Source organism: Pseudomonas sp. P4795 (genome assembly GCF_048822895.1).
In the GTDB taxonomy this organism is placed as follows: domain Bacteria; phylum Pseudomonadota; class Gammaproteobacteria; order Pseudomonadales; family Pseudomonadaceae; genus Aquipseudomonas.
The window spans coordinates 80,333-104,775 of record NZ_JBMFBT010000004.1; the positions used below are offsets into that span (position 1 = coordinate 80,333).

Annotated in this window: 18 protein-coding genes; 9 read left to right on the forward strand and 9 right to left on the reverse strand. The window is 60.2% G+C overall.

The window, feature by feature from the left end; translation table 11 throughout:
- Positions 1 to 432 precede the first annotated feature (432 nt).
- The 6 genes from ACOI8A_RS12465 to ACOI8A_RS12490 are packed head-to-tail and all read left to right on the forward strand — an operon-like array spanning position 433 to position 10,620.
- Positions 433 to 1,224, forward strand: a complete 792-nt coding sequence (locus ACOI8A_RS12465; protein ID WP_420648566.1) for a YfaP family protein — start codon at positions 433 to 435, stop codon at positions 1,222 to 1,224.
- A gap of 49 nt (positions 1,225 to 1,273) precedes the next feature.
- Positions 1,274 to 2,986 carry a DUF2138 domain-containing protein gene (locus ACOI8A_RS12470; protein WP_420648565.1) on the forward strand — a complete coding sequence of 571 codons (1,713 nt, stop codon included), beginning with the start codon at positions 1,274 to 1,276 and terminating at the stop codon, positions 2,984 to 2,986.
- Positions 2,956 to 3,621, forward strand: a complete 666-nt coding sequence (locus ACOI8A_RS12475) for a DUF1175 domain-containing protein (RefSeq protein ID WP_420648564.1) — start codon at positions 2,956 to 2,958, stop codon at positions 3,619 to 3,621. Before ACOI8A_RS12470 ends, ACOI8A_RS12475 begins: the two co-directional genes overlap by 31 nt.
- Complete coding sequence (locus ACOI8A_RS12480; protein ID WP_420648563.1) at positions 3,618 to 8,183, forward strand: alpha-2-macroglobulin family protein; 4,566 nt, start codon at positions 3,618 to 3,620, stop codon at positions 8,181 to 8,183. The genes ACOI8A_RS12475 and ACOI8A_RS12480 overlap by 4 nt, the downstream gene beginning before the upstream one ends.
- Position 8,184: 1 nt before the next feature.
- Positions 8,185 to 9,804: a DUF2300 domain-containing protein gene (locus ACOI8A_RS12485; RefSeq protein ID WP_420648562.1), complete on the forward strand. Its 1,620-nt coding sequence runs from the start codon at positions 8,185 to 8,187 to the stop codon at positions 9,802 to 9,804.
- A gap of 3 nt (positions 9,805 to 9,807) precedes the next feature.
- Positions 9,808 to 10,620: a YfaP family protein gene (locus tag ACOI8A_RS12490; RefSeq protein ID WP_420648561.1), complete on the forward strand. Its 813-nt coding sequence runs from the start codon at positions 9,808 to 9,810 to the stop codon at positions 10,618 to 10,620.
- A gap of 9 nt (positions 10,621 to 10,629) precedes the next feature.
- Here the strand turns inward: ACOI8A_RS12490 and ACOI8A_RS12495 are convergent, their stop codons facing one another.
- The 4 genes from ACOI8A_RS12495 to ACOI8A_RS12510 form a co-directional block, all read right to left on the reverse strand.
- Positions 10,630 to 11,082 (reverse strand): hypothetical protein, encoded by a 453-nt coding sequence (locus ACOI8A_RS12495; RefSeq protein WP_420648560.1) that lies wholly within the window; start codon positions 11,080 to 11,082, stop codon positions 10,630 to 10,632.
- Between the two features lie 170 nt (positions 11,083 to 11,252).
- A complete protein-coding gene (locus ACOI8A_RS12500; RefSeq protein WP_420651358.1) occupies positions 11,253 to 12,338 on the reverse strand; it encodes a Rieske 2Fe-2S domain-containing protein in 1,086 nt (361 codons plus the stop codon).
- A complete protein-coding gene (locus ACOI8A_RS12505) occupies positions 12,323 to 13,924 on the reverse strand; it encodes a GH3 family domain-containing protein (RefSeq protein WP_420651359.1) in 1,602 nt (533 codons plus the stop codon). The genes ACOI8A_RS12500 and ACOI8A_RS12505 overlap by 16 nt, the downstream gene beginning before the upstream one ends.
- Positions 13,924 to 14,853, reverse strand: coding sequence for a fatty acid desaturase family protein (locus tag ACOI8A_RS12510; RefSeq protein ID WP_420651360.1), 930 nt, complete (start codon positions 14,851 to 14,853; stop codon positions 13,924 to 13,926). The genes ACOI8A_RS12505 and ACOI8A_RS12510 overlap by 1 nt, the downstream gene beginning before the upstream one ends.
- A gap of 107 nt (positions 14,854 to 14,960) precedes the next feature.
- Between ACOI8A_RS12510 and ACOI8A_RS12515 the strand changes: the two genes are divergently transcribed.
- Together ACOI8A_RS12515 and ACOI8A_RS12520 are read left to right on the forward strand one after the other, a co-directional pair.
- Positions 14,961 to 15,839: a metal-dependent hydrolase gene (locus ACOI8A_RS12515; RefSeq protein ID WP_420651361.1), complete on the forward strand. Its 879-nt coding sequence runs from the start codon at positions 14,961 to 14,963 to the stop codon at positions 15,837 to 15,839.
- A 14-nt stretch (positions 15,840 to 15,853) separates the two neighbouring features.
- Positions 15,854 to 16,753 (forward strand): hypothetical protein, encoded by a 900-nt coding sequence (locus ACOI8A_RS12520; protein WP_420651405.1) that lies wholly within the window; start codon positions 15,854 to 15,856, stop codon positions 16,751 to 16,753.
- Here ACOI8A_RS12520 and ACOI8A_RS12525 read toward each other — a convergent pair.
- Positions 16,741 to 17,856, reverse strand: a complete 1,116-nt coding sequence (locus ACOI8A_RS12525; RefSeq protein ID WP_420651362.1) for a hypothetical protein — start codon at positions 17,854 to 17,856, stop codon at positions 16,741 to 16,743. The two genes, ACOI8A_RS12520 and ACOI8A_RS12525, sit on opposite strands and share 13 nt — an antisense overlap.
- Positions 17,850 to 18,509 carry a hypothetical protein gene (locus ACOI8A_RS12530; RefSeq protein WP_420651406.1) on the reverse strand — a complete coding sequence of 220 codons (660 nt, stop codon included), beginning with the start codon at positions 18,507 to 18,509 and terminating at the stop codon, positions 17,850 to 17,852. Before ACOI8A_RS12530 ends, ACOI8A_RS12525 begins: the two co-directional genes overlap by 7 nt.
- A 245-nt stretch (positions 18,510 to 18,754) precedes the next feature.
- Between ACOI8A_RS12530 and ACOI8A_RS12535 the strand changes: the two genes are divergently transcribed.
- Positions 18,755 to 20,215 carry a fatty acid desaturase gene (locus ACOI8A_RS12535; RefSeq protein ID WP_420651407.1) on the forward strand — a complete coding sequence of 487 codons (1,461 nt, stop codon included), beginning with the start codon at positions 18,755 to 18,757 and terminating at the stop codon, positions 20,213 to 20,215.
- A 51-nt stretch (positions 20,216 to 20,266) separates the two neighbouring features.
- On the opposite strand, the gene ACOI8A_RS12540 is transcribed toward ACOI8A_RS12535, so the two are convergent.
- Genes ACOI8A_RS12540 through ACOI8A_RS12550 form a run of 3 tightly spaced genes read right to left on the reverse strand, consistent with a single transcriptional unit; the run spans position 20,267 to position 24,265 of the window.
- Positions 20,267 to 20,527: a PAAR domain-containing protein gene (locus tag ACOI8A_RS12540; RefSeq protein WP_054048120.1), complete on the reverse strand. Its 261-nt coding sequence runs from the start codon at positions 20,525 to 20,527 to the stop codon at positions 20,267 to 20,269.
- 13 nt (positions 20,528 to 20,540) lie between these two features.
- Entirely contained in the window at positions 20,541 to 22,121 is a 1,581-nt protein-coding gene (locus ACOI8A_RS12545) for a type VI lipase adapter Tla3 domain-containing protein (protein WP_420651363.1), read from the reverse strand.
- Positions 22,121 to 24,265, reverse strand: a complete 2,145-nt coding sequence (locus tag ACOI8A_RS12550) for a T6SS effector phospholipase Tle3 domain-containing protein (RefSeq protein WP_420651364.1) — start codon at positions 24,263 to 24,265, stop codon at positions 22,121 to 22,123. Before ACOI8A_RS12550 ends, ACOI8A_RS12545 begins: the two co-directional genes overlap by 1 nt.
- Positions 24,266 to 24,443 lie beyond the last annotated feature (178 nt).

Sequence of the window (24,443 nt, forward strand, 5' to 3'; positions counted from 1 at the left end):
GGCAAATGAGCGGGGTGGCCCGACACGTTTTTCCTGTGGCGAGGGAGCTTGCTCCCGCTGGGTTGCGAAGCGACCCCAAAACCTACCGCCGCATTTTTTCAGCCAGGGTGCATTGACCTTTTTGGGCCTGCTGCGCAGTCCAGCGGGAGCAAGCTCCCTCGCCACAAAATTGTGTGTATTTTGAGCAATCAACATTATTCGGCTCATTTTGTGAGCCGAATAACTTCGCTATTCGGCTCACGCTCCACAAATGAGCGTGATTCCTACCGCAAATACACATGTATCCGATTGTTAAAAAACTGCCGAATGGCTAACCTTCGCGCCATCTACGACCCGATAGTCACGGGTCTTTCAGACGAAACGCAGTTGTCATCACTGTGAAGTACCGAGGATCGGGTGCAAGGTTTCGTCAGGCATGGCAGGAGGCATCACATGCGTTCATTTCTTTTGCTGCTGATCGGGTTGGCCTGCGCGCCCGCGCTGCTGGCCGCGCCGACGGCTGAAATGTCGGAACCGGTGGGCGGCTGGCGCTATAACGGCCTGCTCGACCGCAGTGAAAACCCGCAAGTCGCCTATCCCACGCCGCCAATCGATCGCGGCATTCAGCGCAATCGCACGATGATTCAGGGCCAGCTCAAGGCCATCGGCAACCAGCGCGGGCCGCATACGCTGGCGGTGAATGGCAATCCACTCAATCTGTATACCGGTGACGATGGGCGTTTCGCCCGGCCGTATGCATTTGGCGCGGGCTCCAATAGCGTCGAAGTGCGCAGTGCCGAAGGCCAGTCGCTCAAGCGCGTGCAATTTTATGAATCAAATAACTTGCGCACGCCGGCGCGGATTCGTCTTGTCTTGGGCTGGGACGATCCGAAGGCCGAGCTCGATTTGCACGTCATTACGCCGGACGGTCAGCACGCCTATTGGGCGCGCCCGGCCATGAGTAACGGTGGCGGCCTGGAGCCTGATGGCGTCGACGGTCCGGGCCCGGAAATGTTCACCATGACCGCGCCGCTGCACGGCACTTATCTGGTTTACGTCAACTATTGGGGCAACTTCGGCAACGGCGGCTATAACTTCGAGGAGACCAGCAATCAGAACGAGGTGATCACCTCGCAAATCACGCTGGTGCTCAACGAAAACACCGTCAACGAAAAACGCGAAACCTTCATCGTGCCTCTGCGGGCCATCGGTGATCTGCTGCTGGTCAAGACTTTCAACTATTAAGCATCCCGCCACGGATGAATTCGTCAGCTTCGGGAACATGAGCGAAAAGATGAGCGATAACACTGCTGCACCAGCCGCTGAAACACCTGCCGGCAAACCTCCCCGGCGCTGGCCGATGCTGGCGCTCGGGCTGTGCCTGGTGGCCGGCGTGGCGGGCGGTCTCGGCTGGCTGATGCTGAAACCGAAGCCGCCTGCAGCGGAGCTGGCGAGCGACAAGCTTGGCCTGAGCCGCCCGGACGCATTGCTCGAAACCCGTTCCCTGAGCCAGTTGCCCAAGGACTTGCTGGCGGTGCCGTTTCTCAAGGCCACGCTGACCGAAGATTTCGTCTTCTATTACGAAACCCACGCCGACCGCCTCGGCCTGATCGGCAGCCTGCGGCGGATTGTTTACGAGCATGACTTGAAGTTGCAGGACAGTCTGATTGAGCAACTTTTCGATCAACCGGCCGATGTGGCGCTGTGGCGTGGGGCTGACGGGCGTTTGAAGGATTTTCTGTTGGTGATGGATCGCGGCGGGCTGGCCAAGGTGCTGGAGCCGCTGGCAAAAGTCGCGCTGGATGATGCTCAGCTCAGTGTGTTCGGGACCTTGAAAGTCGCTGGCGATGAAGTGCCGCTTTATCAACTCAGCTACAACGCCAGCAAATCGCTGCTGTTCGCCTCGCGCGGCGACAAACTGGTGGTGCTGTCCAACCCTTCGAAATACTACGACCCGGAAACCGGCGCCTCCGAAGAATCGGGGCACGTTTCGACGCAAGCCCTGGCTGCGCTGCTCAATGGCGAAAAACTCTTCCCCGAAGCCTTCGGCCTACCTGCCAAGGCGCCGGAAATCAAACAGCGTCTGTCGGTGAATTCCAGCGTGCTGGCCATGGGTTATCAGCGCTTCATCCCGAATTTCGCCGGTCTGCGTTTCGACATGGACGACAAAGGCTGGCACAGCTTCCTCGCCATGGATGAACTGGAAAATCAGCCTGACTTCGATTTCAAACCGGTGTGGCAAGCCATGCCGCTGGGCGCCAGTGCCTGCGTGACCTTGCCAGTCGCCGCCGAACCGCAAAAGCCATTGCTGGTGAAACTTGGCGCCGACGAAGCGGTGGCGCAGAAACTCACCGAACACGTGGCCGGCGCTGCAGGCCTGTGCTGGTACGCCGACTCGCGGCTGTACACGCCGTTGCTGGTCGCCAGCCTGAAGGACGAAGACAGCGGAAAACTCGACGGTGACCTCGGCACATTGTTCGGCTCGATGGTCGGCGCCTATGAAAGCAACGTTGAGGAACACGCGTTTCCGGTGGTCGAGAAACAGGAAGGTCAGAGCCACCTCTGGCAGCGTCAGGTCAGCTCCAACTTCGGCCCGTACGCGGCCAAGGATGCCGAGAACCCGGACGCGATTTCCGGCAAGGCCTTCATGAAAGTCAGCCTCGCGCGCCACGGTTCGACGCTGCTGTTTTCCCTCGACGACAAACTCGTCGACAAAGCCCTCGGCACCCTCGACAAACGCTTCCCGCCGATGGCCGACGTGCTGCCGAAAGATCTGCTGATGCCGATCTACTTCGGCCCGGATTCGATGGCGCAACTGATGCAACAGGAAACCCTCGACAGCCTGCCGCAGGACATGGAGCCGGTGTTCTACAACGCCGCGCAAACCTACCTGCTGCCGAAACTGCGCACCCTCGGCGGCTACGGCAAATACGCCCTGACCTTGCCTGAAGGCAGCGAGCCGGACGGCCACTGGCAATGGCTGCCGCTGGAGTGGAAAGCCCTGTGACCGCACTGATCCGCAGCCTCGGCTTGCTCGCGCTGTTGCTCAGCGCGACTGCCCGAGCCGTCGAAGCGCCGGCGCTTGACCCGCAGCAATCGCAGGTATTTCGCGCCTGGTTCGTGCGCATCGCTCAAGAGCAACTGAGCCAAGGCCCGAGTCCGCGCTGGTATCAGCAGGACTGCGCGGGGCTGGTGCGTTTCGCCGCCAATGAAGCGCTGAAAGTCCACGACGATAAATGGCTGCGCAGCAATGGCCTGTCCAATCGCTACCTGCCGCCCGAACTGGCGCTGAGCGACGCGCAACGCAAGTTCGCCCAGCAGTGGCAGCAGGGCGGCGGCAAGGTCGGGCCGTACGTCAACGCGATCAAACTGATTCAGTTCAACAGCCATCTGATCGGCCGCGACGTGTCCCAGGCACGCCCCGGTGATCTGATGTTTTTCGATCAGGGCGACGACCAGCACCTGATGATCTGGATGGGCCGCTTCATCGCCTATCACACCGGCACCACCACCCCGACTGACAACGGCATGCGTTCGGCAAGCCTGCAGCAACTCATGACATGGAAGGACACCCGATGGATACCCGACGCAGCCAACCCCAACTTCATCGGCGTCTATCGACTGAACTTTCTCTCCCAATGACCGGTGCCCGCATGTTGCGTTTACTGCCTCTGCTGTTGCTGTTAGCCCTGCCTTTTTCGGCGGTGAATGCCGAAGACACTGTCGAGCCGAGCGGCTACACGCCGGTCTCCGGTGAAAGCTTTTTCCTGCTGGCTGACAGCAGTTTTGCTGCCGATGAACAGGCGATGGTGCGCCTCGAAGCGCCGGGTCGCGACTATCGTCGGTTCCGCATGGAACCCTATGGCGGCGCCGACATTCGTGTGTACAAGATCGACAAGCCGCTGGATTTCCTCAAGCGTCAGAAAAATCTGCATCGCGTGGTCAGCGACGGCCAGTTCAAGGGCGAAGGCCTGTCCAACACCCTCGCGTACCTGTGGGATAACTGGTATCGCAAATCCCGTCGTGTGATGCAGCGGGCGTTCTCCTACGAGTCGCGCAAACAAGTCACCGAAGAAGTGCCTGAACTGAAAATGGGCAGCGCGATTGCCGCGCCGACGCCGTACGACGCGCAGCCGCAATTCGCGCTGATTCCGGGTTTGCCGGTGGTCAGCCAGTTCCGCTATCCGCTGTGGCAGGCCAAGCCGATTCAGCCGCCGGAAGGGGTGAATCTGGCCGGATCGTCCAGCGACTTTGTCAGCGTTGCGCCGGGCAATGTGTACATCCCGTTGGGCCACCTGAAACCGGGTCTGTATCTGGTCGAAGCGTTGATCGGCAAGTACCGCGCGACGACCATGGTGTTTGTCTCCAACACCGTCGCCGTGAGCAAAATTGCCGGCGACGAATTGCTGGTGTGGGCCGCGCGCAAACACGAAGGCAGCTCGGTGCCGAAGGTCAACGTGCTGTGGACCGATGGCCTCGGCGTGATGAGCAGCGGCGCCACCGATGCCGATGGTTTGCTGCGCTTGAAACACGTCAGCCCGGAGCGTTCGTTCGTGATCGGCGAGGATGAAGAGGGCGGCGTGTTCGTCTCGGAAAACTTCTATTACGACAGCGAAATCTACGACACCAAACTCTACGCCTTCACCGACCGGCCGCTGTATCGCCCCGGCGATTGGGTGTCGCTGAAAATCGTTGGTCGCGAATTCAAGAACGCGCGTGATTCGGTCGCGCCGGGTGCTGCCGACGTCAACGTCAGCGTGCTTGACGCCACCGGAACCGAGTTGCAGCGGCTGGATCTGAAACTCGATTCGAAGGCCGGCACTCAAGGCCGTTTCCAGTTGCCGGACAACGCCGTGGCCGGTGGTTATGAACTGCGTTTCAACTACAAGGATCAGGCCTACAGCAGCGCCTTCCGTGTAGCCGAATACATCAAACCGCACTTCGAGATTTCGCTGAACCTTGCCAAGCAGGACTACCGCACCGGCGAACCGGTCAAGGGCAGCCTGGTGTTGCTGTATCCGGACGGCAAACCGGTGGCCAACGCCAAACTGACCCTGAGCCTGCGCGCTCAGCAACTGTCGATGGTCGACAACGAGCTGCAATACCTCGGGCAATTCCCGGTGGAACTGACCAGCACCGAACTGACCACCGACAGCAAAGGCAACGCGACCCTCGACCTGCCGGCCGCCGACAAGCCGAGCCGCTATATGCTCACTGTTTTCGCCAGCGACGGTGCGGCGTATCGGGTCAAGACTACCAAGGAAATCCTGATTGATCGCGGCGCCGCGAGCTTCCGCCTGACTGCGCCGCAGCGCTTCAGCGCCGTGAACGACAAGGTCGCGTTCAGCTACGTCAATGAGGGTGGCAGCGCGCAAGCTCAAGCCGTGGTGCCGAGCAGCTACAGCTGGGTGCGCCTCGAAGACCAGACCACTGGCGAAGGCAAACTCGCGGCCAAGGACAAAGGCTTCAGCCTCGCGTTCGAGCGTCCGGGCACTTACAACCTGTCACTGAAAGATCAATACGGTCGCGTCCTCGGTGGCACCGCGCATGCGGTCACTGGCGACGGCGTCAAAGCGGTGCCGGGCACGGTGGAAATCGTCCTCGATAAAGCCGAGTACAAGGCTGGCGATGAAGCGCTGGCGCTGATCACCTTCCCGGAGCCGGTCAGCGATGCTTTGCTCTCGCTGGAACGCGACAAGGTCGAAGCTACCGCGCTGCTGGCCAAGGGCGGCGACTGGCTGAAACTGGAAAAACTCAGCGAAACCCAATACCGCGCGCGCATTCCGGTGAAGGACAACTTTGCGCCGAACCTGACCTTCTCCGTGCTGTACACCAAGGGCGGTCAGTACAGCTTCCAGAACGCCGGGATCAAGGTGATTGCGCCGCAGATCGACGTGGCGATCAAGACTGACAAAGAGACTTATCTGCCAGGCGATACGGTGACGGTCGATCTGACCACCCAGTTCGCCGGTAAAGCGGTGCCTGCACATTTGACGGTCAGCGTCGTCGACGAAATGGTCTACGCGCTGCAACCGGAAGTCGCGCCGACCATTGACCAGTTCTTCTATCACCCTCGGCGGAACAACGTGCGCACCATCGCGAGCCTGTCGTTCATCAGCTACGACGTGGCACTGCCGGGCAGCCCCGGCGCACCGGGCAAGGCCAACCGCAGCGAACGCGGGGTGAAAGTGCTGGAGCGTCCGCGTCGCGAAGACGTCGACACCGCTGCGTGGCAGCCGGAACTGCTCACCGATGCCGACGGCAAAACCCGTTTCACCTTCAAGATGCCGGACTCGCTGACCCGCTGGCGCATCACTGCGCGGGCGATCGCCGATGACGGTCAGGTCGGGCAGAAGAAGCAATTCGTACGTTCGGAAAAACCGCTGTACCTGAAGTGGAGCGGCCCGAGCAAATTCCGTAAGGGCGATCAGCCGCAACTCGGCGTGTTCGCCTTCAGTCAGGCCGAAAAACCGGTCAAGGCTGAACTGGTGACGAACTACGCCGGCACCGAACAACGCCTGCCGGTGACGCTGAACAACGGCATCAACTATCTGCCGCTGCCAGCGTTTGCCTTGGCCTCCGGCGAGTGGACTGCGGAGTTGGTGCAGGACGGCAAAACTGCCGACGCCTTGGCCGTGCGCCTGACCGCAACCGGCGAAGGCTGGCAGGTCACGCAGACGCAAAGTCTGGATGTGGTCAGCGGCGACACGCCGTTGAGTCTGCCGGCCGACGCGACGGACATTCGCCTGCGTCTGGATGACAGTCCGCAAGCGCTGTTCCGTTCTGCGCTCGACGATTTGCTGAGCTACCCGTACGGCGGCGTCGAGCAGACTGCCAGCCGTTTGCTGCCGCTGAGCATCGCCTATCCGTCGCTGGCATCGAACCCGCAGATCCGCGACCGCTTGCGTCTGATCATGCAGAACAGCCGTCTGCGTCTGGTGCAAATGGCCGGACCATCGGCGAGCTTTACCTGGTGGGGTTTCGACGGCGAGCCGGATGCGTTCCTCACGGCTTACGCTTACTACGCCGACTGGAACGCCAGCCAAGTGCTGGAGCTGACTCTGCCGCCGGAGCATTGGCAGCGGGTGCTGGAGGTCTACGCCAAGCAAGCGCCGAACACGCCGTTGTTGCAACGGGCGCTGATTCTGTCGTTCGCCAAGCAGATGCATCTGCCGGTGAATACGTTGCTGACCGGGTTGATGGAAGATCTGGCCAAGGCTGGCGAAGGTAACGCTGCAAATCTGATGGAGGATGGCGAAGACAGTCTGGTGATGAGCGATCCGGATTCGGCGCTCGGCCTGGCGGCGGCGCGGTCGTTGACTGCATCGCTGGCGCGTCAGGCCAAAGTGCCGTTGCCGGACGCGTTCAATCGACAGGTGACGGATGCGCAGCAACGTCTTGCGGTGAGTTCGCAGCCGTTTGCCGAAGCGCTGAACCTGTCGCTGCAGCCGTTCGATCAGGCGCGTGCGCAAGCATTGCTGCAGCGACTGCTGCCGCAACAATCGACGCTGGAAAGAGCGTTGGCGCTGACCTGGTTGCAACGCAGCATCGAGCAGGCTTCGCCGACCATCGCCCTGACACCGGGTGAAGGCTGGAAGAAACAGTACGGCTCGACCGGTGAGATGTACTGGACGTGGCAGGGCGCTGCGCCGGTGCCAGCAGTGTTGTCGGTATCCGGTACGCAAGAACGTCCGTTGCGTGCAGCCGTGAGCTTCCAGACTCAGCAGCCAGCAGTTGATCCGATGGCTGTGACCATCACCCGTCGCCTGTCGCGTCTGGTGCCGGGTGACGCAGCGTTCACTTTCAAACTGGAACCGGTCGGCACTAAACCGCTGTCCAGCGACAGCCTGTATCTGGACGAAGTCATCCTCACCAGCAAAGCGCCAAAACCGCTGCGCTACGGCATGCTCGAAGTGCCGCTGCCGCCGGGCGCCGATGTTGAGCGCACGACGTGGGGCATCAAGTTGCAGGGCAAGGACGGCACCGAACCGACCGCGCTGGAAAAGGCGCGTTTCGAACCGGGCCAACTGGCCTACGCGGTGCCGGTGGATGCGCTGAGCGGCGAACTGCGCATGCGGCATCTGGTGCGTTTCTCGCAGAAAGGCCAGTTCAACCTGCCGCCAGTACGCTTCATGCAGATCTACGCGCCGCAGCATCAGGCCCGCGAAGCCAAAGCGGCCCTCGGCCAGGTCACGGTCAACTGACATGACCCGGCCGCTGGTCTGGCTGCTGCTGTGTTTGCTTCCTGCGCTGGCGACGGCGCAGGACGAACCGTTGCGCGTGGCGTACAAGGGCGAGTTGCTGACGTTGAGTCAGACGCAACTGATCGCCCGCGAGCCTTTACCGTCGTCGCTGGATACGCCGCTGGGCAGTTTGTGGAAGCTGTTTGTCTACGCGTGGCTGGTGGATTCCGGCGCGCGCGAGCCTGCCTACGAGTGTCGCGGGCAGTCCAAAGAAGAAGTTTATTGCTGCACGACTGGCGGCAAGATCGAACGCGATCAGGCGTTGGTGAAATCCTGCGGATTGTATTTCGAGCCTGCGCGGCTGGGGATTTCCGCTGCTGATTGGCGTGAGTATTGGCAGGCGAAGAATGCGCCATCGTGGTTGCTGGATTTGCCTGCGGTACAACCGGCCAGCCGGGTTTCTGTGGCGGAGCTGTTGAGTGTTTTGGCTTTGCTACCGGCGCAAGAGCAGATGCGCCGTGTGTTGCTCGACGTGGTGCTGAACGCGGCAGACGGTAATGTCGTCGGTGAACTCGGCGGACGTTTGCGGGTGAAAACCTGGAGCTGGCTAGGGGATCAGGACCCACAATCGCGGCAGGGCGGATTTGCCGGATGGACGGCGGATGGCTCGCCGGTCTGGGCCGGCGGACGTGGCACCAGTCAGATGGTATTGCGGCATTACGGTTCGGCGCTTTCTACCGTGTTGCCTACTGGATGGCCGGCGGATGCTGGGCGTTGCGTTGAGGTGGGATTGTTTTCGCGGTATCCGTTAAGTCGGGTTTTGGCGGGTGAACGGGTTACGGTTTCTGGCCCGTTGCAGGGCGACTACCGCGTCGAATTCGCCAACGGCAATGCGCTGGATATCCACAGCGATGGCGAACTGTTTTTGCTCAACGACAAACTCGTGGCGCGGCTGGATCGCGAAGAGTACGTCGCCCGCGTTTTAGAGCGCGAAGCCAAACCCGAACCCGCCGAAGCTGCCAAAGGCTTGGCAATTGCGATCCGTACTTACCTGCTGCAAAACGCCACGCGCAACGGCGACTGCCTGAGCATCGACGACAGCAGCACCCGCCAGCGCGTCGCGCCGCGTCCAGCCTCGGCCGAATCGCGCAGCATCGCCGCGTGGACAGCCGATCTGGTGCTGGCCGGCAGCAGCGTGACCTATCACTCCGACCAACCCGGCCCGGACAAACTCGCCTGGCAACAGGCCGTCGAGCAAGCCAACGCCGGCCAGCGTTACGACGCGATCCTGCTGCACGCCTATCCGCGCGCCAGCCTAAGCCGCTGGGACAACCCGGTCGCCTCCTGCGAAGCGTTGCCCGCCGCGCAAGACTGGCTGCAAAAACAACGACGCGGCTGGCGTCCGACGCTGGAAAGCGAAACCGGCTACAACGAGGTCAGCACATTCGCCGTGTGCAAACTGGCGTTCGGCCGGCCCTTCGTCGACCGCGAACGCCAACGCATCTACGTGCGCGGCGTACTGACGTTGCAGGATCGCCTCGACCTGACACACGAATATCTGCACCTGGCCTTTGAAGCACATCCCAACGGCCAGGATGAAACCTACATCGAAGGGCTCGCCCGTCACCTCTTGCTGGAATAGACCATGACACCTCGTTATCCACAGGTCTTGCTGCTGCTCTGCGCCTTCGCCGCACTCTCGCCGGCCGTCGCCGCAAACGGCGTCAAACTCGACACCCCGGTCGGCGGCTGGCGCAGCGGCGCGCCCGAAGGCGAAGACGAAAGCTTCCAGCAGACCGTCAACTACCCGGCCTCCTCGGTGAACACTCCGCCCAGCCAAGCGAAAACCGCACGCATCAGCGGCGAAATCAAAACCACCCCAAAAAGCACCGAGCCTGGCCGCCTGATCGTCAACGGCGTCAGCATGCCTCTGAAAATCGGTGATGGCGGCCGCTTCGACCGCCCGTTCTCCTTCCCCAACGGCAGCAACAGCGTCGAAGTCCGCAGCCCTGACGGCCAGCAACGGCACCGCACGCAATTCCTCAACACCAGCGGCGGCGCGACCCCGGCGAAACTGCGGGTACTGCTGGCGTGGGACAGCGACGGCACCGACCTCGACCTGCACCTGGTCACGCCGGACGGCGGGCATGTCTGGTACGGCAACCGAGTAGCCCCCAATGGCGGCGCTTTAGACGTCGACGTCACCACCGGCTACGGCCCGGAAATCTTCGCCATGCCCGCGCCGATCAAGGGGCAATATCTGGTGTACGTGAATTACTACGGCGGTGGTTACCGCGCGGATGACGAAGGCGGGGATGAAGCAGTGCAGGCGCTCACCACGGCGCAGGTGACGGTGATAACCGAAGAGGGGACGCCGAACGAGAAGATGGAGACTTTTTTGGTGCCGATGCGGGCGGTGGGGGAGTTGACGTTGGTTAAGTCGTTTAGTTATCCCTGACTTATCTGATTAGTCAGGCAAAACGCCGCACAGTGCATTGCCTTCGTAACCATGAAAAATCGGTGCCAGCACCATGAATGGACCACAGGCGTAGAGCGGGGAAGGCACTTTTTGCTGCGTGTTGAGCAGAACCGCTTCCCTGCCGAATTGGTCATTGCCGAAGGACTGTTCGTAGTACGACTCGCACACCGGGAGCTTTAACGGCACTGGGACGATCAGTGCCCAGACAGTAATCCCGCACCATTCGCGGGTGGGTGTTGATCTGGAGGATCTACTGATTTGGGGGGTGATTGAGCGGGAGCTTTGCGCTTTGTAGGCGTCGGTTTTAAGTGTGATTTTTTCCGGGAACGACAATCCCACTCCTACGCATGCAGTCAGGCTAAAGCACAGAGTCGAAACCAGTCCGGCGGATTTCAGGGCAAACGAGATCAAATTTGAACGTCCTTGTAGTGCTTTAAGCATTGATGTTGCCAAGATTTTTTCCGCTGAATAATAGTGCAAACACCTGCTGCACAATTGCGCGCTGATCAGCCAACGGCGATGTTGTACTCGATAACCACTTTTCCAACAGACATTAAAAAGCCGGCGTGTGGGCGGCGTTATTGTTGAGTTTTTACCTTGTTTTACATCCCTCAGAGCGAAAATCGTATCCGGGATTCACGGCGTTGTGCCGGTGGTAACGCTTCTCCCCGTCTCACGGCGGCGAGTAGCTGATCGACGCCGATATGCACGGCATCGGCTTGCACGTTGGACGGCTTGAAATTCGCTACATTATCGAAACCTTGGCGGTGCGCCTTAATGATTTTCACGTCCTGACGAATCACGATACGGGTGTACAGATGAATGAACGGACGCAACAGGCGTAGTACCCAGCGGGGTAACCGGAAGCGGTAGGCGATGTAGGTATAGACGCGCGACTGTCGTGAATCTATGGGTGTGATCTGGCTGATGATGTAGAACGCCGAACAGTCGCCCCAGCGGTAGTCGCAGCGCGTGACGTTGGGCGCAAAAAAACGATCCGTGTGCACCAATGGCTCGCCGTCGGGATTACTGAGCCAGTTCAGGAAACCGATCTTGTCGCCGTCATCGTGATAGGTCACTTCAACGCTCTGCGCTTTACACGCGAGCGTGGCCTCCATTGTTCGCCCCGTGCTGGTTCTGAAGATGCCTTCGTGCACAAACACGGTGTGCGGTACGTCCATGAAGTTCTGCACGAGGCTGCCGACATCTGCCTCGAACGTGTTGATCATGAAATAGGACTGCCAGGGTTTTTCGCCGTAGACCGGTATCTTGAACAAAGGTTTTTTCTGCGGGTTGCCCGTGCCGGTGTAGACCCAGACCAGTCCGTCCTGTTCTTGTACCGCAAAGTGACGCTGGCGGTATCGATACGCGGGCGAAGTCGATGTACACGGCATATTGCCGACGCTGGGGATGTGCACCACCTGTCCCTGAGCGTCGTAGCGCCAGCCGTGGTAAGGGCACACCAGGCAATCGTCGGCAATCTTGCCCGCCGATAAGCGCGTTCCGCGGTGCACGCACTGGTCGAGCAACGCCGCTGCCCGGCCGTCACGCTGGCGAAAAAGCACCAGGTTCAGACCCAGAATCTTCGCCCGGTAAGGTTTGTTTTTGCGCAGTTCTTTCTGTGCGCACGCCACATACCATTGTTCGAGGGTGCCATCGTCCGGCGTCTCGAGAAGATTGTTCAAAGGTGCCGACATGAGCTTTCCGTAAGGGCGAGAAGGGCTTCAGCTGTCTCCAGCCGATTGATAAGTGAACGTGGCTTGAAGTCGCCCGCACGGATGCCGCTCAACTCCGCCGCCTGCTGCAATACATGCGCGAGCTGATCAGCACCGCCCTCGAGCAGGCGCACCTGCACAGGTCCCAGTTGCCCGAGTCGGCGTGCCTGGCAGTAATGAAAGGCGTCGGACAGTACCGCCTCGATCGTCAGCGCCAAGGCACTGGCATCAAGGTGGCGGGATGTCGCAACCAGCGCCGTGTAATGCGGTGGCGACGCGTAGGAATTTGGGATCAGGCAGGCGGCGCCTTTTGTGGCCAGGCAACGGTCGAACAGGTTCTGCACCATTTGCTCATCAAGTTTTTCTCCGACCAGATCACTGGTTCCCGTGGCACGTCCCACGAATTCGACCCGTGGCGTGGCCCCCGACATGCCGACGACGCGGACCCGATCGCCCAATGCATAGCGGTACAAGCCACCACCGGTAGTCAGCAGGACCTGCGCCGTTTCTCCCAGGCGTAACGAATCAGCATGGCGCAGGGCGCCGTCTTCGCAGAGAAATTCCAGATAATGGCTGCCGATCGCCAGCGGGCACCCAGGCCCGTCGCCGAATGGAATGCTCACGACGCCTTCGGTGGCAAAAAGACTTTTCGGCAGCCACTGCGTTTGCGGAAAACGCACGGCCAGTTGCGTGAAGTAGTGGCGACTGGGGCCCTCCATCCAGCAACTGACGGCGGCTAGTCGTGGCCATAATTCGGTGCATACTCCTTGGGATCTCGCTCGGCGCAATGCTGACTGGCGCGACGCGGGAAGCGCGGCCTCCAGCCATGCAAACGTCTGCACATGTTCGGGCGTTTCGCCGTCGAACAGTGGCTGCAACAGGCTGGTCAGGAAGGTCGGGCTCCACACGCTGATAAAGCTCAGATCGGCATCGGCCAGCAAGGCGAGGAGGGTCTGTCGACGCCATTGCGACAACGCACCGTTGAACTCGGGAATCAACAAAGTCCCTGCAAGACCGGCCAGATGACTGCCATGCAAATACTCCAGATCACTGGCCGACCCGATGCAAATGCCATTGGGTCCCGCCACTGGCATTTGCAAGGGCGGCGACATCGACCAGTAGCTTGATCCGTGGCTGATTCCGGGCACCTGACGATGCATGTCGGCGAGCCACACGATCAGTGCGCTGTGCATTTCTGCGAGGAAGGCGCGCGTATAGGGAATCGCTTTCTGCAGCGCGCTGTTTCCGCTCGTACGCTCGAAGAACAGCGGCGGGGAGGAGGTCAGAATCGCTTCGGATTCATTTTGCGAGCGCTCGATCCACGGCTGCAGTTGCGCGTAATCGTGGATCGGTACGTTATCGCGAAACTGCGTCGAGTCACGCAATCGAGCAAAGTGGTGGGCGCGGCCGAATGCGCAATCACGATTGGCTTCGACCAGTCGCAGCAATGCCCGCTCTTGCGTCGATTGCGGTTGCTCGAGTTGCGCGTGCCATTGATCGAGCGTGGGCTTGGCGCGCTCCAGGAAGGTCTGCCACAGCGCGCGTTTTACATCCATGTGGGCGCTCATCAGAAGTAAGTCTTGTCCAGTTGAGTCAAGTCATCGGGTAACCGCTGGGGCGGCAGAAAAACCTGCAGCCAGCCATACCAGAGCGGCCGCGTTTCTTTCAGGTTGGAGGCTTCATGCATCTGCTGCCAATGCATGGCCGAGTGCCGATGATGGGTCAGGTTGTAGTTGAAGTTCAAAAACGCCCAGCGCACCAGATGCGGGGCGCGCATGTTATAAGCGCCCTCGACGACATCCAGCGGCGTGCGCATGTGGTACACCCACTGCAGCGACGACCAGGAAAATGCAAAAGCGAGGTAGGCGATGAGCACAACGTGCCACGTCCATCCCAGCAAGAGTCCGATCGATAACCACGCGGTGACACCGGCAATGACTTCCCGGCGGATGCGTTTGAAGTCGGCACTGGAGAAATCCTTGAAGGCCGCGGCATAAGTATTGACCTCTGCGGTTTGCGACCACTTGTCCGTGATGCGGGCCGGCAGCACCGGCAATAAAAGGCTGCCGACAAACGCCGCCAGCCAGATACCGCCGAGCACCGCAAAGTAGTACTCGATACGCTTGCGCCACAGCGACTCATCCGCGACCGCGAAGTCGGCCAGCTCTGCGCGTGTGCGATTGCGTACATGATGCCCCAGGTGGTTGATATGGATCAGCGTGGCCGAGGCGCCAAAAAGGGTAGAAGCCCACCACATGACGAAGTAGTTGAGTGATTTGCGACTGTGCGCCAAACCATGAAAGGACTCGTGCATCATCGAGAAGACACCTTGCATGACCAGGCAGAACGGAACGAGTACCAACCATTTGAACCAACCCGCATCAGTGTGGGAAAGCCACGTCAGGGTTGTGCCCCAAAATAGCGTCTGCAGCGCCAGAACACACAGATTGCCCACGTCGAAACGACGCGTTTGCGAAATGTCACTGGAACTGCGCATATGGGCTCCTTGAGAAAGGTCGAGTCAAAAAAGTATACCGCCCTGACCGCTTCACCCACGATCAATTTGCTGAGGCGTCGGGGCAACGAGGAACCGCAGAGAACCTTATGTCGTATCTAAAACGCCTTTTAACCAAACGCTCGGCGGCAATTTCCGGTGGCGCCGACATCCCCCAGCGCAACCTGCGTTTTGCACTCGATGAGCAGATTCCTCGCTATTGGTATCGTGGCTGGCCGCACGTGACGCGCTTTTTCGATGGCCTGTCGATCATGTTTCCACTCGGCGAAAAACTCTTCATCGACAGTGTCGTGCACTTTCGAAAAGCGATCGAAAACGATCCAGCGCTGGCCGAAGCCGTTGACGCGTTCGTTTATCAGGAAGCGTCGCATATTCGCGAACATCGTTCGTATAACCAGCTACTCGCGGCACAAGGCGCACCTATCGATGCCCTCGAGCAACTGCTGTTGCGCCGTCAGGAGGTGGGCAACAAGTTTTCGCCGGCGATGCGTCTGGCCATGACGGCCAGCCTGGAACATTTCACCGCGATTCTCTCCGATCAACTCCTGCGCAATCCCGCGGTCCTCAAAGGTGCCGATGGAAAGATGGCCATGCTATGGCGCTGGCATGCGATCGAAGAAACCGAACACAAGGCCGTCGCCTACGATGTGCTGGGCGTGGTGGTTAGCAATCCGCTCTGGCGATACCTGTTGCGATGCGGGGTCATGCTGATCATGACCGGCTACTTTGCAGTCGATGTCATGTACTTCATTTATCGACTTGCCGGCAATGACGGGCAACTGCGCAACGGGCGCGAGTGGCTGCGTTTGCTCGGCTGGTTATTCGTAAGTCCCGGTCCGCTGACCCGTGTGTTTCCTGGATGGCTGGCCTGGTTCATTCCGGGGTTTCATCCCAGCCGCCTCGACACCCGTGAAGCGCTGGAAGCGGCGCGGCAAACGCTGGACGAATACGCTGGGCGCACACCATGATGCGACTTTCGGCGATAAAACAAGCCTGGACGCCGAAGGGGTTTGACGACTGGCCACTGCATTTTCCGGCAACCGAATTCGCAGCGCCCGAGGCACGGCTGGACTGGACAGAACAATTTATCGCGTCCTGGCACAAGCCTATGCCCATGCCCAGCCTTCCCCCAGGCACGTTGGTGGTACTGGTTGCCGGACTGTTTTCCGAATGGTTGCCCGGCTGTTTTCAGGATTGTGCGCGGACGTTGCGGCGCTTGGGCTATCCGGTTCTGCGCATGCCCGTGCGTTCATCTCGGGGTGTCATGGCGCAGGGGCGGCATATCAGCAAGGTGCTGACGGCCGCACTCGGGCAGGGGCAACGGTTTGTCGTATTGGCGCACAGCAAGGGAGGGCTCGATACGCTGGCGGCATTGGCACAGAACAAGGCATTGAGCGAGGCGTGTGATGGCGTGGCGCTGGTGCAACCGCCGACGGGTCCGTCGACGGTCATGGATGCTGTGTTGGCGGGTAGCACAGGGCAGTCGAGCATCAGTTATCCGTTCGATCGCGTTCGCCGTGTACTGGCGAAAACACCCTGGATGGCCGATGGCGCACGGGATATCAGCAGTCTGCGCGATCCGCACATCACCCACCTGCTCAAAAATCTGCCCGCCGCCGTGCAGTGCGTGCACGTCGTCAGCTGGAGCGTCACGCCCAGTTCGCGTTTCGATACCCATCATGCCCGCCTCAATACCCAGCGACCGGATTGGGCCCATGACGGGCAGTTTTACCTCGAGCATCAACGCATCGAGGGCATGCCGCAGATCTGCCTGCCGAGGCTCGACCACGGTCAACCGATGCTGGGCGGCGGTGGCTTTGACGCCACACGTTTCTGGCTGACGCTATTGGCTGTCGTGCAGGGACGCGTTCAGACGAGATAGATTTCGAAGCCCGGGATGCGCTCGGCGTCCTGCGGCGTCAAAGCCGCGGCATTCCCCACACAGGGCGCCGTATACAGGTCCATTGGAATGGACACGGCGCGATAGCGCGTCATGGCCATCCAGAGCGGGTCATGGTCATACAGACACAATTGCATCAACGCGTACTGACCGCGAACGCGCATCCACGCAGCATCCAGCAGTGCCGCAAAGATCTGCGGGTCGCGCTGTCGTACGTGCAAGTGGGTCAGGTAAACGTCGCGCAATGCCTCGCCGGGCGCGGCAATGGCAGGGCGCCCCAACAGCGGCGCACAGGTGTTGAACGCGAGGCGAAGGGCTTGGTGCGCCAAGGGCAATGTTTCAAGCACCACCCGTTTGATCCGCCCGGCATCCCAAGGCGCGACACAGCCCAGCAGATTGTCTTGGGTGTCCAGTGCCAGCAGAAATGACGAGAGGCCGAAGTCCGGCCAGGTGTCAATGCGCCGTGCAAACTGCGCTTCACTGAACACGCTGCCGAAGGGCTGACCGGCCGATTCGCGGTCGAGAAACGCGCGCAACGCATCGGCATGGCACGGCTGTGCTTGCACAATGCGCACGTTATCCAGAGTTCGCGGGGTGCTTCGCCATCCGCGCTGGGCATACACGGCTACATTGCTGTAGCCCCGCCAGTGCGCAAGCCTGAGTGGATTGGCGCGCCGTCCGCCCAGCAGCGACTGCGTCGCGAGACGGTTGTCGCGGATGACACAGCAATAGGCGTGCTGGACACCCGTTTCATCGGACAGCGCTTCGAGCCTGACTTTGACCTCGGCCATCCACGATACCGACAGACGCCTATCAGGTACCAGCCGCAGATCCCCCAGATAAGCCACGGGCTGAATGTCACCCTGAAGATAACCCTCTCGCACCACCAGGCTGGCAATGCCCTTCAGATCACCGACCTCGTTCTCGGCGAGCCAGGTGCGATGGTCCAAGGCATGACAATGGTGCAGCGCAAAATAGTCAGGCCCGCGATCAAAACGCATTGGCAAGCCGCCCTGCATGGCCCGCTGCGCCTGAAAGTCGAGCAGTTGCCGATTGTCCGCAGCGCTGGCCTGGCGGATCAGCATGGTTGCGCGGCGGCAAACAGACGCAGCGCCATCGGCCGCAGGTTGTCGGGGTGCAATTCACACAGACAGACCAGCTCATCGCCCGACGCGTAATGAGGATTCTTCTGCAGAAAATAGGCGACGTTTTCCAGGCGCAGGTGAGGAGCAGGGACTTGTGCCAGTTCCGTCGTCAACCGACCTTGAGGCACTTTGAAAGACAGCACGCCCGTCGCGGGATCATAGGCCTCGCCGAAACGTTCCACTGCAAGATGATCCGCCAACGCCTGCACCGTAGGATCCGTCACCATGCCGGCGCGGGGAGCGTAATTCAACGCCATGGCGCCCAGATAACGGTAGGTGCGGTGACCCTTGCAGATCAGAAACCAGTACAGGGGCACGTCAGGCTGCTCCTGCCAGATCTCACCGGCCAGGCGCATCCACGCGAATGCCAGTTGCTGGCTGCCCCAGTGTTCGCGGTCAATGATGGTGTCTCCGGAAAAAATCACTCTGATCGGCTTGCCTGACCACGTGCGCTCATACCGTTTGAGGGTGGTGAAACCGACGATGGTTTCATCTGCGCAACGCAATACGATGCAGTGCGTCTTGTCCTGGAAATCCAGATCGAATCGCGGGCGGGAGGTATCGCAGTAGGATGCGGAATAAATCTCGAACATCCGATCGATTTCATATGGATGCAGATCGCAGCATTCAACGGACGTTGCGCTCAAACGCATGGAGATCCTCGGCATCGCAAGCAAGATGTTTGGAGTTTGGCGAGTTGAAAGGGCCAATGCAACGTAGACTTCCTTTCGTCGCTGCCATTTTCTGACGGTGCAAACCTGAAATAACCAAGCAGAAACCGCCACTCTTGGCGGTATGGAAACGTTGCACTTGTTCCGACCCATCAGGCGCCTTATTCATGTCATCCACGTTTGCCAGTCATCACCTTGATACCTCGATCGTGACGCGCCCCTTGCGTTGGCTGGTGGTCTACACCGTCGTGACGGGCGCGCTGTATTTTCTCGTCACGCACTACCCGATGGGCGCGGTGCGGGTGATTCAACCGACAGGTTTTGATTTGCACATTGCTCGATTGCCTTTCACTCTGCCGCTGTACCTGAGCTATTTACTGATCATGCCGGCGCTGGTGCTGCTGGGGCGGCGCCGCGAATGGATGCTGCCAGCCTTTTTTGCAGCGGCGGTGGCGTCCGGCACCTGCCTGCTAAGCCATTTGTTCTGGCCAACCATGATCGAGCGTCCGGACAGCGCGTCGCAGTGGCTCACATGGTTTTACCAGGTCGACTCACCGTTGGCCGCCTCGCCCAGTGGTCATGTGGCTTTGCCGGTGGCGATCAGCGTCGTCCTTGCTTGCCTGCGCGTCCGTGCGGCATGGCTCTTCAGTTTGTGGAGCGTGATGCTCGGGATTACCGTGTTGACGACGGGTCAGCACGTGCTGCTCGACGTGGTGTATGGCGCCGCGATCGGCGGCGCGACGGGCCTGTTCACCGTCATGCTCAAGCGCCTGAAAGTGGATCTGCGCACCATGGCAGCGATCCTGCTGGAATGGCTGTGCATCATCGTGACGCTGCGCATCGCGCTGTACGTGGGGGACTGGCGACTGTATGGCGTGGCCTTCGTGGTGATTGCCGCGCGCCAACATGCGCTGTTCATTCTGTACCACGACGCGACGCACTATCACCTGACCCGTTATCGTACGCTCAACGACTTTCTGATTAACCTGGCGATCGGTGTGCCGGGATTGGTTCCCGTGGAATTCTATCGGCCCCTGCACCTCCAACATCACCAACAGACCGGAACCGCGAACGACCCGGAGCGGCGTTTTCTGTATCACCGGCAGCCCTGGGATTTCCGCCCGCTGAGCGGGAAGTTGTTGCTGCGGCAATTGCTCGGAGATCTGTTCTTGATCAACACGCTCCGCAACCTGCGCGCCTACAAGGCGGCGGGCGGAGCATCACCGAAGATGACCCTGCCGGCATTGGCTGCCGGTGTGATCTGGCTGGTCCTTTTATCTTTCATCGCTCGGCAAACGTCCGCCCAGACGCTCTTGCTGATGGTGTTTTTCTGGATTGTGCCACTGGCCACGCTGGGCACCCTGCTGCAGAAAATCCGCAGTATTGCCGAGCACAGTGGCGGACCTGACGTCACCCCCGGTTGGCGTGAATGGACATATGCCTGGAAAGTCGGGTGCGCAGGGCGGTTTTTCATTTGGCCTTATCACATCAATCTGCACCTGCATCATCACCGCAGTGCCAACCATCCCTGGCATGTTCTCCCGCGTCTGGTGACGGCGGATGACGCGCTGCTGGACTCACGGACGCTGCCCTCGCTGCTCTGGTCGGGGATGAACAAGAACCGTTGATCCAGCCTGCTTCCCGGGCAGCACCGCTGGCGCAAAGAACGCCCCACGTTTTTAACTTGCAGCTTCACCCTTGGGATTGCTGGCAATCAGGCTGGCGCCGCACGCGGTTTTCATCCCATGAAGCGCTACCGCGATGCCGCCGACATCCAGCAGCGCGCTGCCCTGCGTAATAGGGAAAACCCCTTTGCACAGCGGGCAAACCACCTTATGGCCAACACCGGACATGGGTTTGCCGTTCAGGTCCGTCTGGTTGAAAGCTTCAAGAACGGTGCCACCATGACTGGTGGAGTCGCCGAGCCGAATGATGTCCATGTCAGCAGGCCTCTTAGAGATCGTCCATCCAGTTGGTTTTCGGTTTCTGGTCGGCGAGGAATTCTTCCAGCGTGTGATCCTGCTCGATGACGGGCATTTTTGGCCCCGAATGCGCTGAAGGCACAACTGGCGGTTCCTCGGTGCTGGCGGTTTGAGGCATCAGGTTGACGCCGAAATGATCATTGCCTGAAGGCTTCTTGCCGGGCGTTGGCGAGGACACAGCAATGATCGTCGCCTGCTCCGGGCGGCGCATCGGCATGACCACGCTGGTGTCCGCGTTCAGGTAACTGGCCATCGTCGCCAGGGTGAGACCGACGAACGGAGACGCCGAGCCGGTGTCACCCAAGCGCTGGGTCAAATCGTAGCTCTCGCGCGAATCGAGCAGGTCCAGCGGACTATGGGCGGCGGTGAGCACCGGCAGCAGTTCCGCCAAAGGTGTGGTGTTCGGTCCACCATCAAAAAACACTCGAACCGGTTTCTGCGTCAGGCCGTCGGTGGCCTCTTTCCAGCCGGCGGCCAGTTTGACGGTCAGGGCGTCGCGCTTGAGTCGTTCGCCATTGTCTGGCCGCAACAGTGACACGGTGACCGGCCGATGCAGCTTGGCCAGCACGGGCTGCGCATCCCATTGCTCGAACGCGCGCGGGGTCCAGGGTTGAGGAATGAACGTCGATGCCTGGAACTCCACGGCGGGTTTCCTCGCGCCCCAACCGTTGAACTCCGGGTCGATTTTGTTCTCGTTGACCTTGGCAAACTGCGCGTAGTAACGCAGCCATTCGACGCGCTCGGGGCGACCGACAACCATGGCAACCATGGCGTCGGTCAGCTCGCCCGGCTTGCGTGGGCCAGGCCCGCCAATCAGTGGCGCCTTTTTAGCCGACAGGGCAAACGACATGCTGAACCCTTCTACGTTGTAGACCAGTACAGCGGGGAGGTCAGGATTCTGTTCGAACAGGTTGAACAGGTTTTCCACCAGGCCTTCGGGGGTGTCACTGCAGACCACCCCATCTTGCAGATTGCGCACGCGATGCCAGTGCAGGCCCGCTTCCGTGCGGTAACTGTTGACCATGCCCGAGAGCATTTCCCGGGTTCTTTCCGGGGAATAACGCAGGTTCGGTGTATCGGGATTCCAGCCACGAACGACCGTGATGGTCGGGATCGGCCACTTCTCCATGAAGTCGCGCAAGCCCAGTTCCAGAGCATCGGCCTTGCGCTTGTCATAGGCCAGGTCTTTGTCGTCGCCATCCACCGGATACTTTTTCGGATCCGTGGGCAGGATGCTGCCCACGTGGAGGGCTTCGGTCTGTTTTGCATTCTGCTCCTGCAAGGCTTTCCAGGCCTGGCCCTGACGGAATACGTCGAGGCTCAGGCCAATGGCGAGCACATCCAGAGTGTCCAGATGGGGCGAGGTGGCAGGGGCGCGGTAACGAGCATCAACAGGCATGGTGGCGGCCTCCTTGGCCGAGGTATAGGCAGTCACGGGTGAAGCCGCGCTGGCAAAGCAACGGCTGACCGTCGATGGATGTTCGGCCGCTTGAACCAGAGGGCTGGTCAGGAGGAGGCCGGTGAAAAACAGACAAGCAATATCGAGGCGCATCAGGGGGTGCCACCAAAACGGACAGGCTCGCCTTTTCTGAGCTCAGTGCGGGTCTGGGTCGCTACCAGGCTCGGCATGTTGTCGCTGATGGCGGGTAACGTGCCGGTCTTGCGATACGCCACTGTGGAGTCAATCAGCTCGCGGTTCTTACCGTCCTCTTGCTGATAGTGCTGATCCACGGAATCGTCCGGATCTTCATTCTCCGCCTGGAATTGCGCATTGGCGCCGCCATCGGTCTTTTTCCAGTCCAGGCGCCAATCGGCCACTCGACACAGATACGCATAGAACGACCCCTCATCAACGCATTCGCCGGCACCGATCGCCACGTCATAGGCCAGCACTTGTCGGCTGTGTTCAGGGTTGTTGGGAATGGATGAATGGAAAGACAGAGCCTCCGAGTATTTCTCGCCTTGCAGACGTATACGCGCGTCGTAAGGTGTTTCCCCGCGAGTGATAAGAACCTTGCCATTGCCTTGAGCCCGAGCGGCAAACACATGGGCGCACTCCGAGGCCTCCTTGCCTTCATTGCGAGCCTTTTCGACGCTCTGGATGTCTTGCCCATATTTGAAGGCCAGGGCTTCTTCCATGGTCTCCTGTCGGGCGTAGCGTGGGTTTTTTGGCTCCCAGCCGCCATTGGCAACGCCGATCGAGGCATCGACAGGGTCCAGTTTGTCCTTCATCTGGTACACCCCGCTTTTGGAGGCTTCTCCCGGGGCGGTGATAACGCCATCGTTGGCAAAGTTCACGTCGCCCGGCACTGGCAATTGAGGCGCGGTCAAGACCACGCTGGCGCCCTTGTCCAGGCTGCCATTGGGTATCCGGTCCATGAAGCCCAGGCCGGTGTCTTCCCAGGGTTGCTCGCTGTCCTGGCGCAACAGGTAGACGTAGGGAGGAACGTGTTTGCCGACGGGTTCTTTCTCGCCGTTACGCTTGCGTACGGTAAATACGCGTTGGTGGAAACGTTGTGGAAGAAGTTTGCGCGCAGGCTGACCATCTACCTCTTCGCCGATCCCCTGCCAGCCGATACCCTGGACGTTCTTGAGGCCAACCGTCTGATCCTGAGGGGTGAAGTAAAGAAAGGTGCAGCCGCGGTTGTCGCGCTCGTTGAAGGTGATCTTTTCTCCGCGGATCGTGGTTTGACACGCGGCCGTGCCCGTCCAGCCAGGTCCGCCAATCGCTCCGTAACCCTGCTTGTTTTTCAGGGCGACGCCCGACAGGGCCGGCACCGGATTAGGGCTGCCCGCGATGAATTGCAAGATGCCGTTGAGCGTAGCGATGCGCGCGCCGGTCGTTTGCTGACCGCCCAGTTTCTGGACTTTATCCATATTGGGCTGAAACAGGCTGTAGGGGGAGTTGAACATAACCACGCCATCGGCGGGTTTGGCACCGTCCTCTTTGAGGAATGCATGGGCCAGCAGCGTGAGCACCGTGCCCTGACTGTGGCCAACCACGTTGATCGTATCGTTCGGATGACGTTTGTGAATGATCTTGATCAACATGGCCAGGCGCATGGCAGCCAGCACCATGTAGCGCCGACCGGCGGCTGAAAACAACGGGTGGGTCATAGTGCCGCCGATTTTGTTCAGCGAGATGAAGCCGAGCAGCATGCCGTTGAAACCGTTGCCCCACATATCCGGCAGATTGGTGGTGGCGTTGGCGAACTGGCCGCCTTCCTTGGTGCCGGCCTTGTCCAGGCGGTTGCCGTCTCGGTCCAGCCACTGACCGTGCGCTTCAGTTTTCTGAATGAACGCTTCTTCCTCGCGAAACCCCCAATAGAACGGCACCACCACGCTGCGTGGCTGGCAGCCGTTACTGGATGCTCCGGCCTTGCGGCGGAAGTACACAGCATCAGGATTCTTGGCTTCACCGTCATCATCGGCGGGAGTGGTGTAGCTGGCCGGCAACAGGTATCCCGGGTTGTTCGCGCCGTTGGGGAAGGTACGCGGCATATCGAGGCGTTCGTTCAGCCCCTCGCACAGACCCTGCTCAATACGTGCGTAGCAACCCGCCAGGTCGTTAACGCCGTGCACGAGGATCGTCACACAGGGCTTCGGTGGAGGCGGAATCAAGTGGATGTCGCCACCGCTGGGCATGGTGATCGATTGGCTGGAACAGATTTTTTTCGGCTGGGCAGCGTCAGTCATCGCGCATTTCCTCCTTGAAAATTACCCCATTGGTCTCGACGCATGGGGTCGAGCGCCTGCCCGGGTTGGCGGCTGCTAGCCGTCGCAGGTCGGCTGGTGTCGTGATGAGCAGACGTAGTGAGTCTCGGACCTTCATTTTGTTCCCCTCAGGTGATGCCCCTTACACGTGGCAAGGTCA

What these genes read in the sequence shown, in the direction of transcription:
- ACOI8A_RS12465 (WP_420648566.1), top strand. Translation starts at nt 433, where the DNA reads ATGCGTTCATTTCTTTTGCTGCTGATCGGGTTGGCCTGCGCGCCCGCG.
- ACOI8A_RS12470 (WP_420648565.1), top strand. Translation starts at nt 1,274, where the DNA reads ATGAGCGATAACACTGCTGCACCAGCCGCTGAAACACCTGCCGGCAAA.
- ACOI8A_RS12475 (WP_420648564.1), top strand. Translation starts at nt 2,956, where the DNA reads ATGGCTGCCGCTGGAGTGGAAAGCCCTGTGACCGCACTGATCCGCAGC.
- ACOI8A_RS12480 (WP_420648563.1), top strand. Translation starts at nt 3,618, where the DNA reads ATGACCGGTGCCCGCATGTTGCGTTTACTGCCTCTGCTGTTGCTGTTA.
- ACOI8A_RS12485 (WP_420648562.1), top strand. Translation starts at nt 8,185, where the DNA reads ATGACCCGGCCGCTGGTCTGGCTGCTGCTGTGTTTGCTTCCTGCGCTG.
- ACOI8A_RS12490 (WP_420648561.1), top strand. Translation starts at nt 9,808, where the DNA reads ATGACACCTCGTTATCCACAGGTCTTGCTGCTGCTCTGCGCCTTCGCC.
- ACOI8A_RS12495 (WP_420648560.1), bottom strand. Translation starts at nt 11,082, where the DNA reads ATGCTTAAAGCACTACAAGGACGTTCAAATTTGATCTCGTTTGCCCTG.
- ACOI8A_RS12500 (WP_420651358.1), bottom strand. Translation starts at nt 12,338, where the DNA reads ATGTCGGCACCTTTGAACAATCTTCTCGAGACGCCGGACGATGGCACC.
- ACOI8A_RS12505 (WP_420651359.1), bottom strand. Translation starts at nt 13,924, where the DNA reads ATGAGCGCCCACATGGATGTAAAACGCGCGCTGTGGCAGACCTTCCTG.
- ACOI8A_RS12510 (WP_420651360.1), bottom strand. Translation starts at nt 14,853, where the DNA reads ATGCGCAGTTCCAGTGACATTTCGCAAACGCGTCGTTTCGACGTGGGC.
- ACOI8A_RS12515 (WP_420651361.1), top strand. Translation starts at nt 14,961, where the DNA reads ATGTCGTATCTAAAACGCCTTTTAACCAAACGCTCGGCGGCAATTTCC.
- ACOI8A_RS12525 (WP_420651362.1), bottom strand. Translation starts at nt 17,856, where the DNA reads ATGCTGATCCGCCAGGCCAGCGCTGCGGACAATCGGCAACTGCTCGAC.
- ACOI8A_RS12530 (WP_420651406.1), bottom strand. Translation starts at nt 18,509, where the DNA reads ATGTTCGAGATTTATTCCGCATCCTACTGCGATACCTCCCGCCCGCGA.
- ACOI8A_RS12535 (WP_420651407.1), top strand. Translation starts at nt 18,755, where the DNA reads ATGTCATCCACGTTTGCCAGTCATCACCTTGATACCTCGATCGTGACG.
- ACOI8A_RS12540 (WP_054048120.1), bottom strand. Translation starts at nt 20,527, where the DNA reads ATGGACATCATTCGGCTCGGCGACTCCACCAGTCATGGTGGCACCGTT.
- ACOI8A_RS12545 (WP_420651363.1), bottom strand. Translation starts at nt 22,121, where the DNA reads ATGCGCCTCGATATTGCTTGTCTGTTTTTCACCGGCCTCCTCCTGACC.
- ACOI8A_RS12550 (WP_420651364.1), bottom strand. Translation starts at nt 24,265, where the DNA reads ATGACTGACGCTGCCCAGCCGAAAAAAATCTGTTCCAGCCAATCGATC.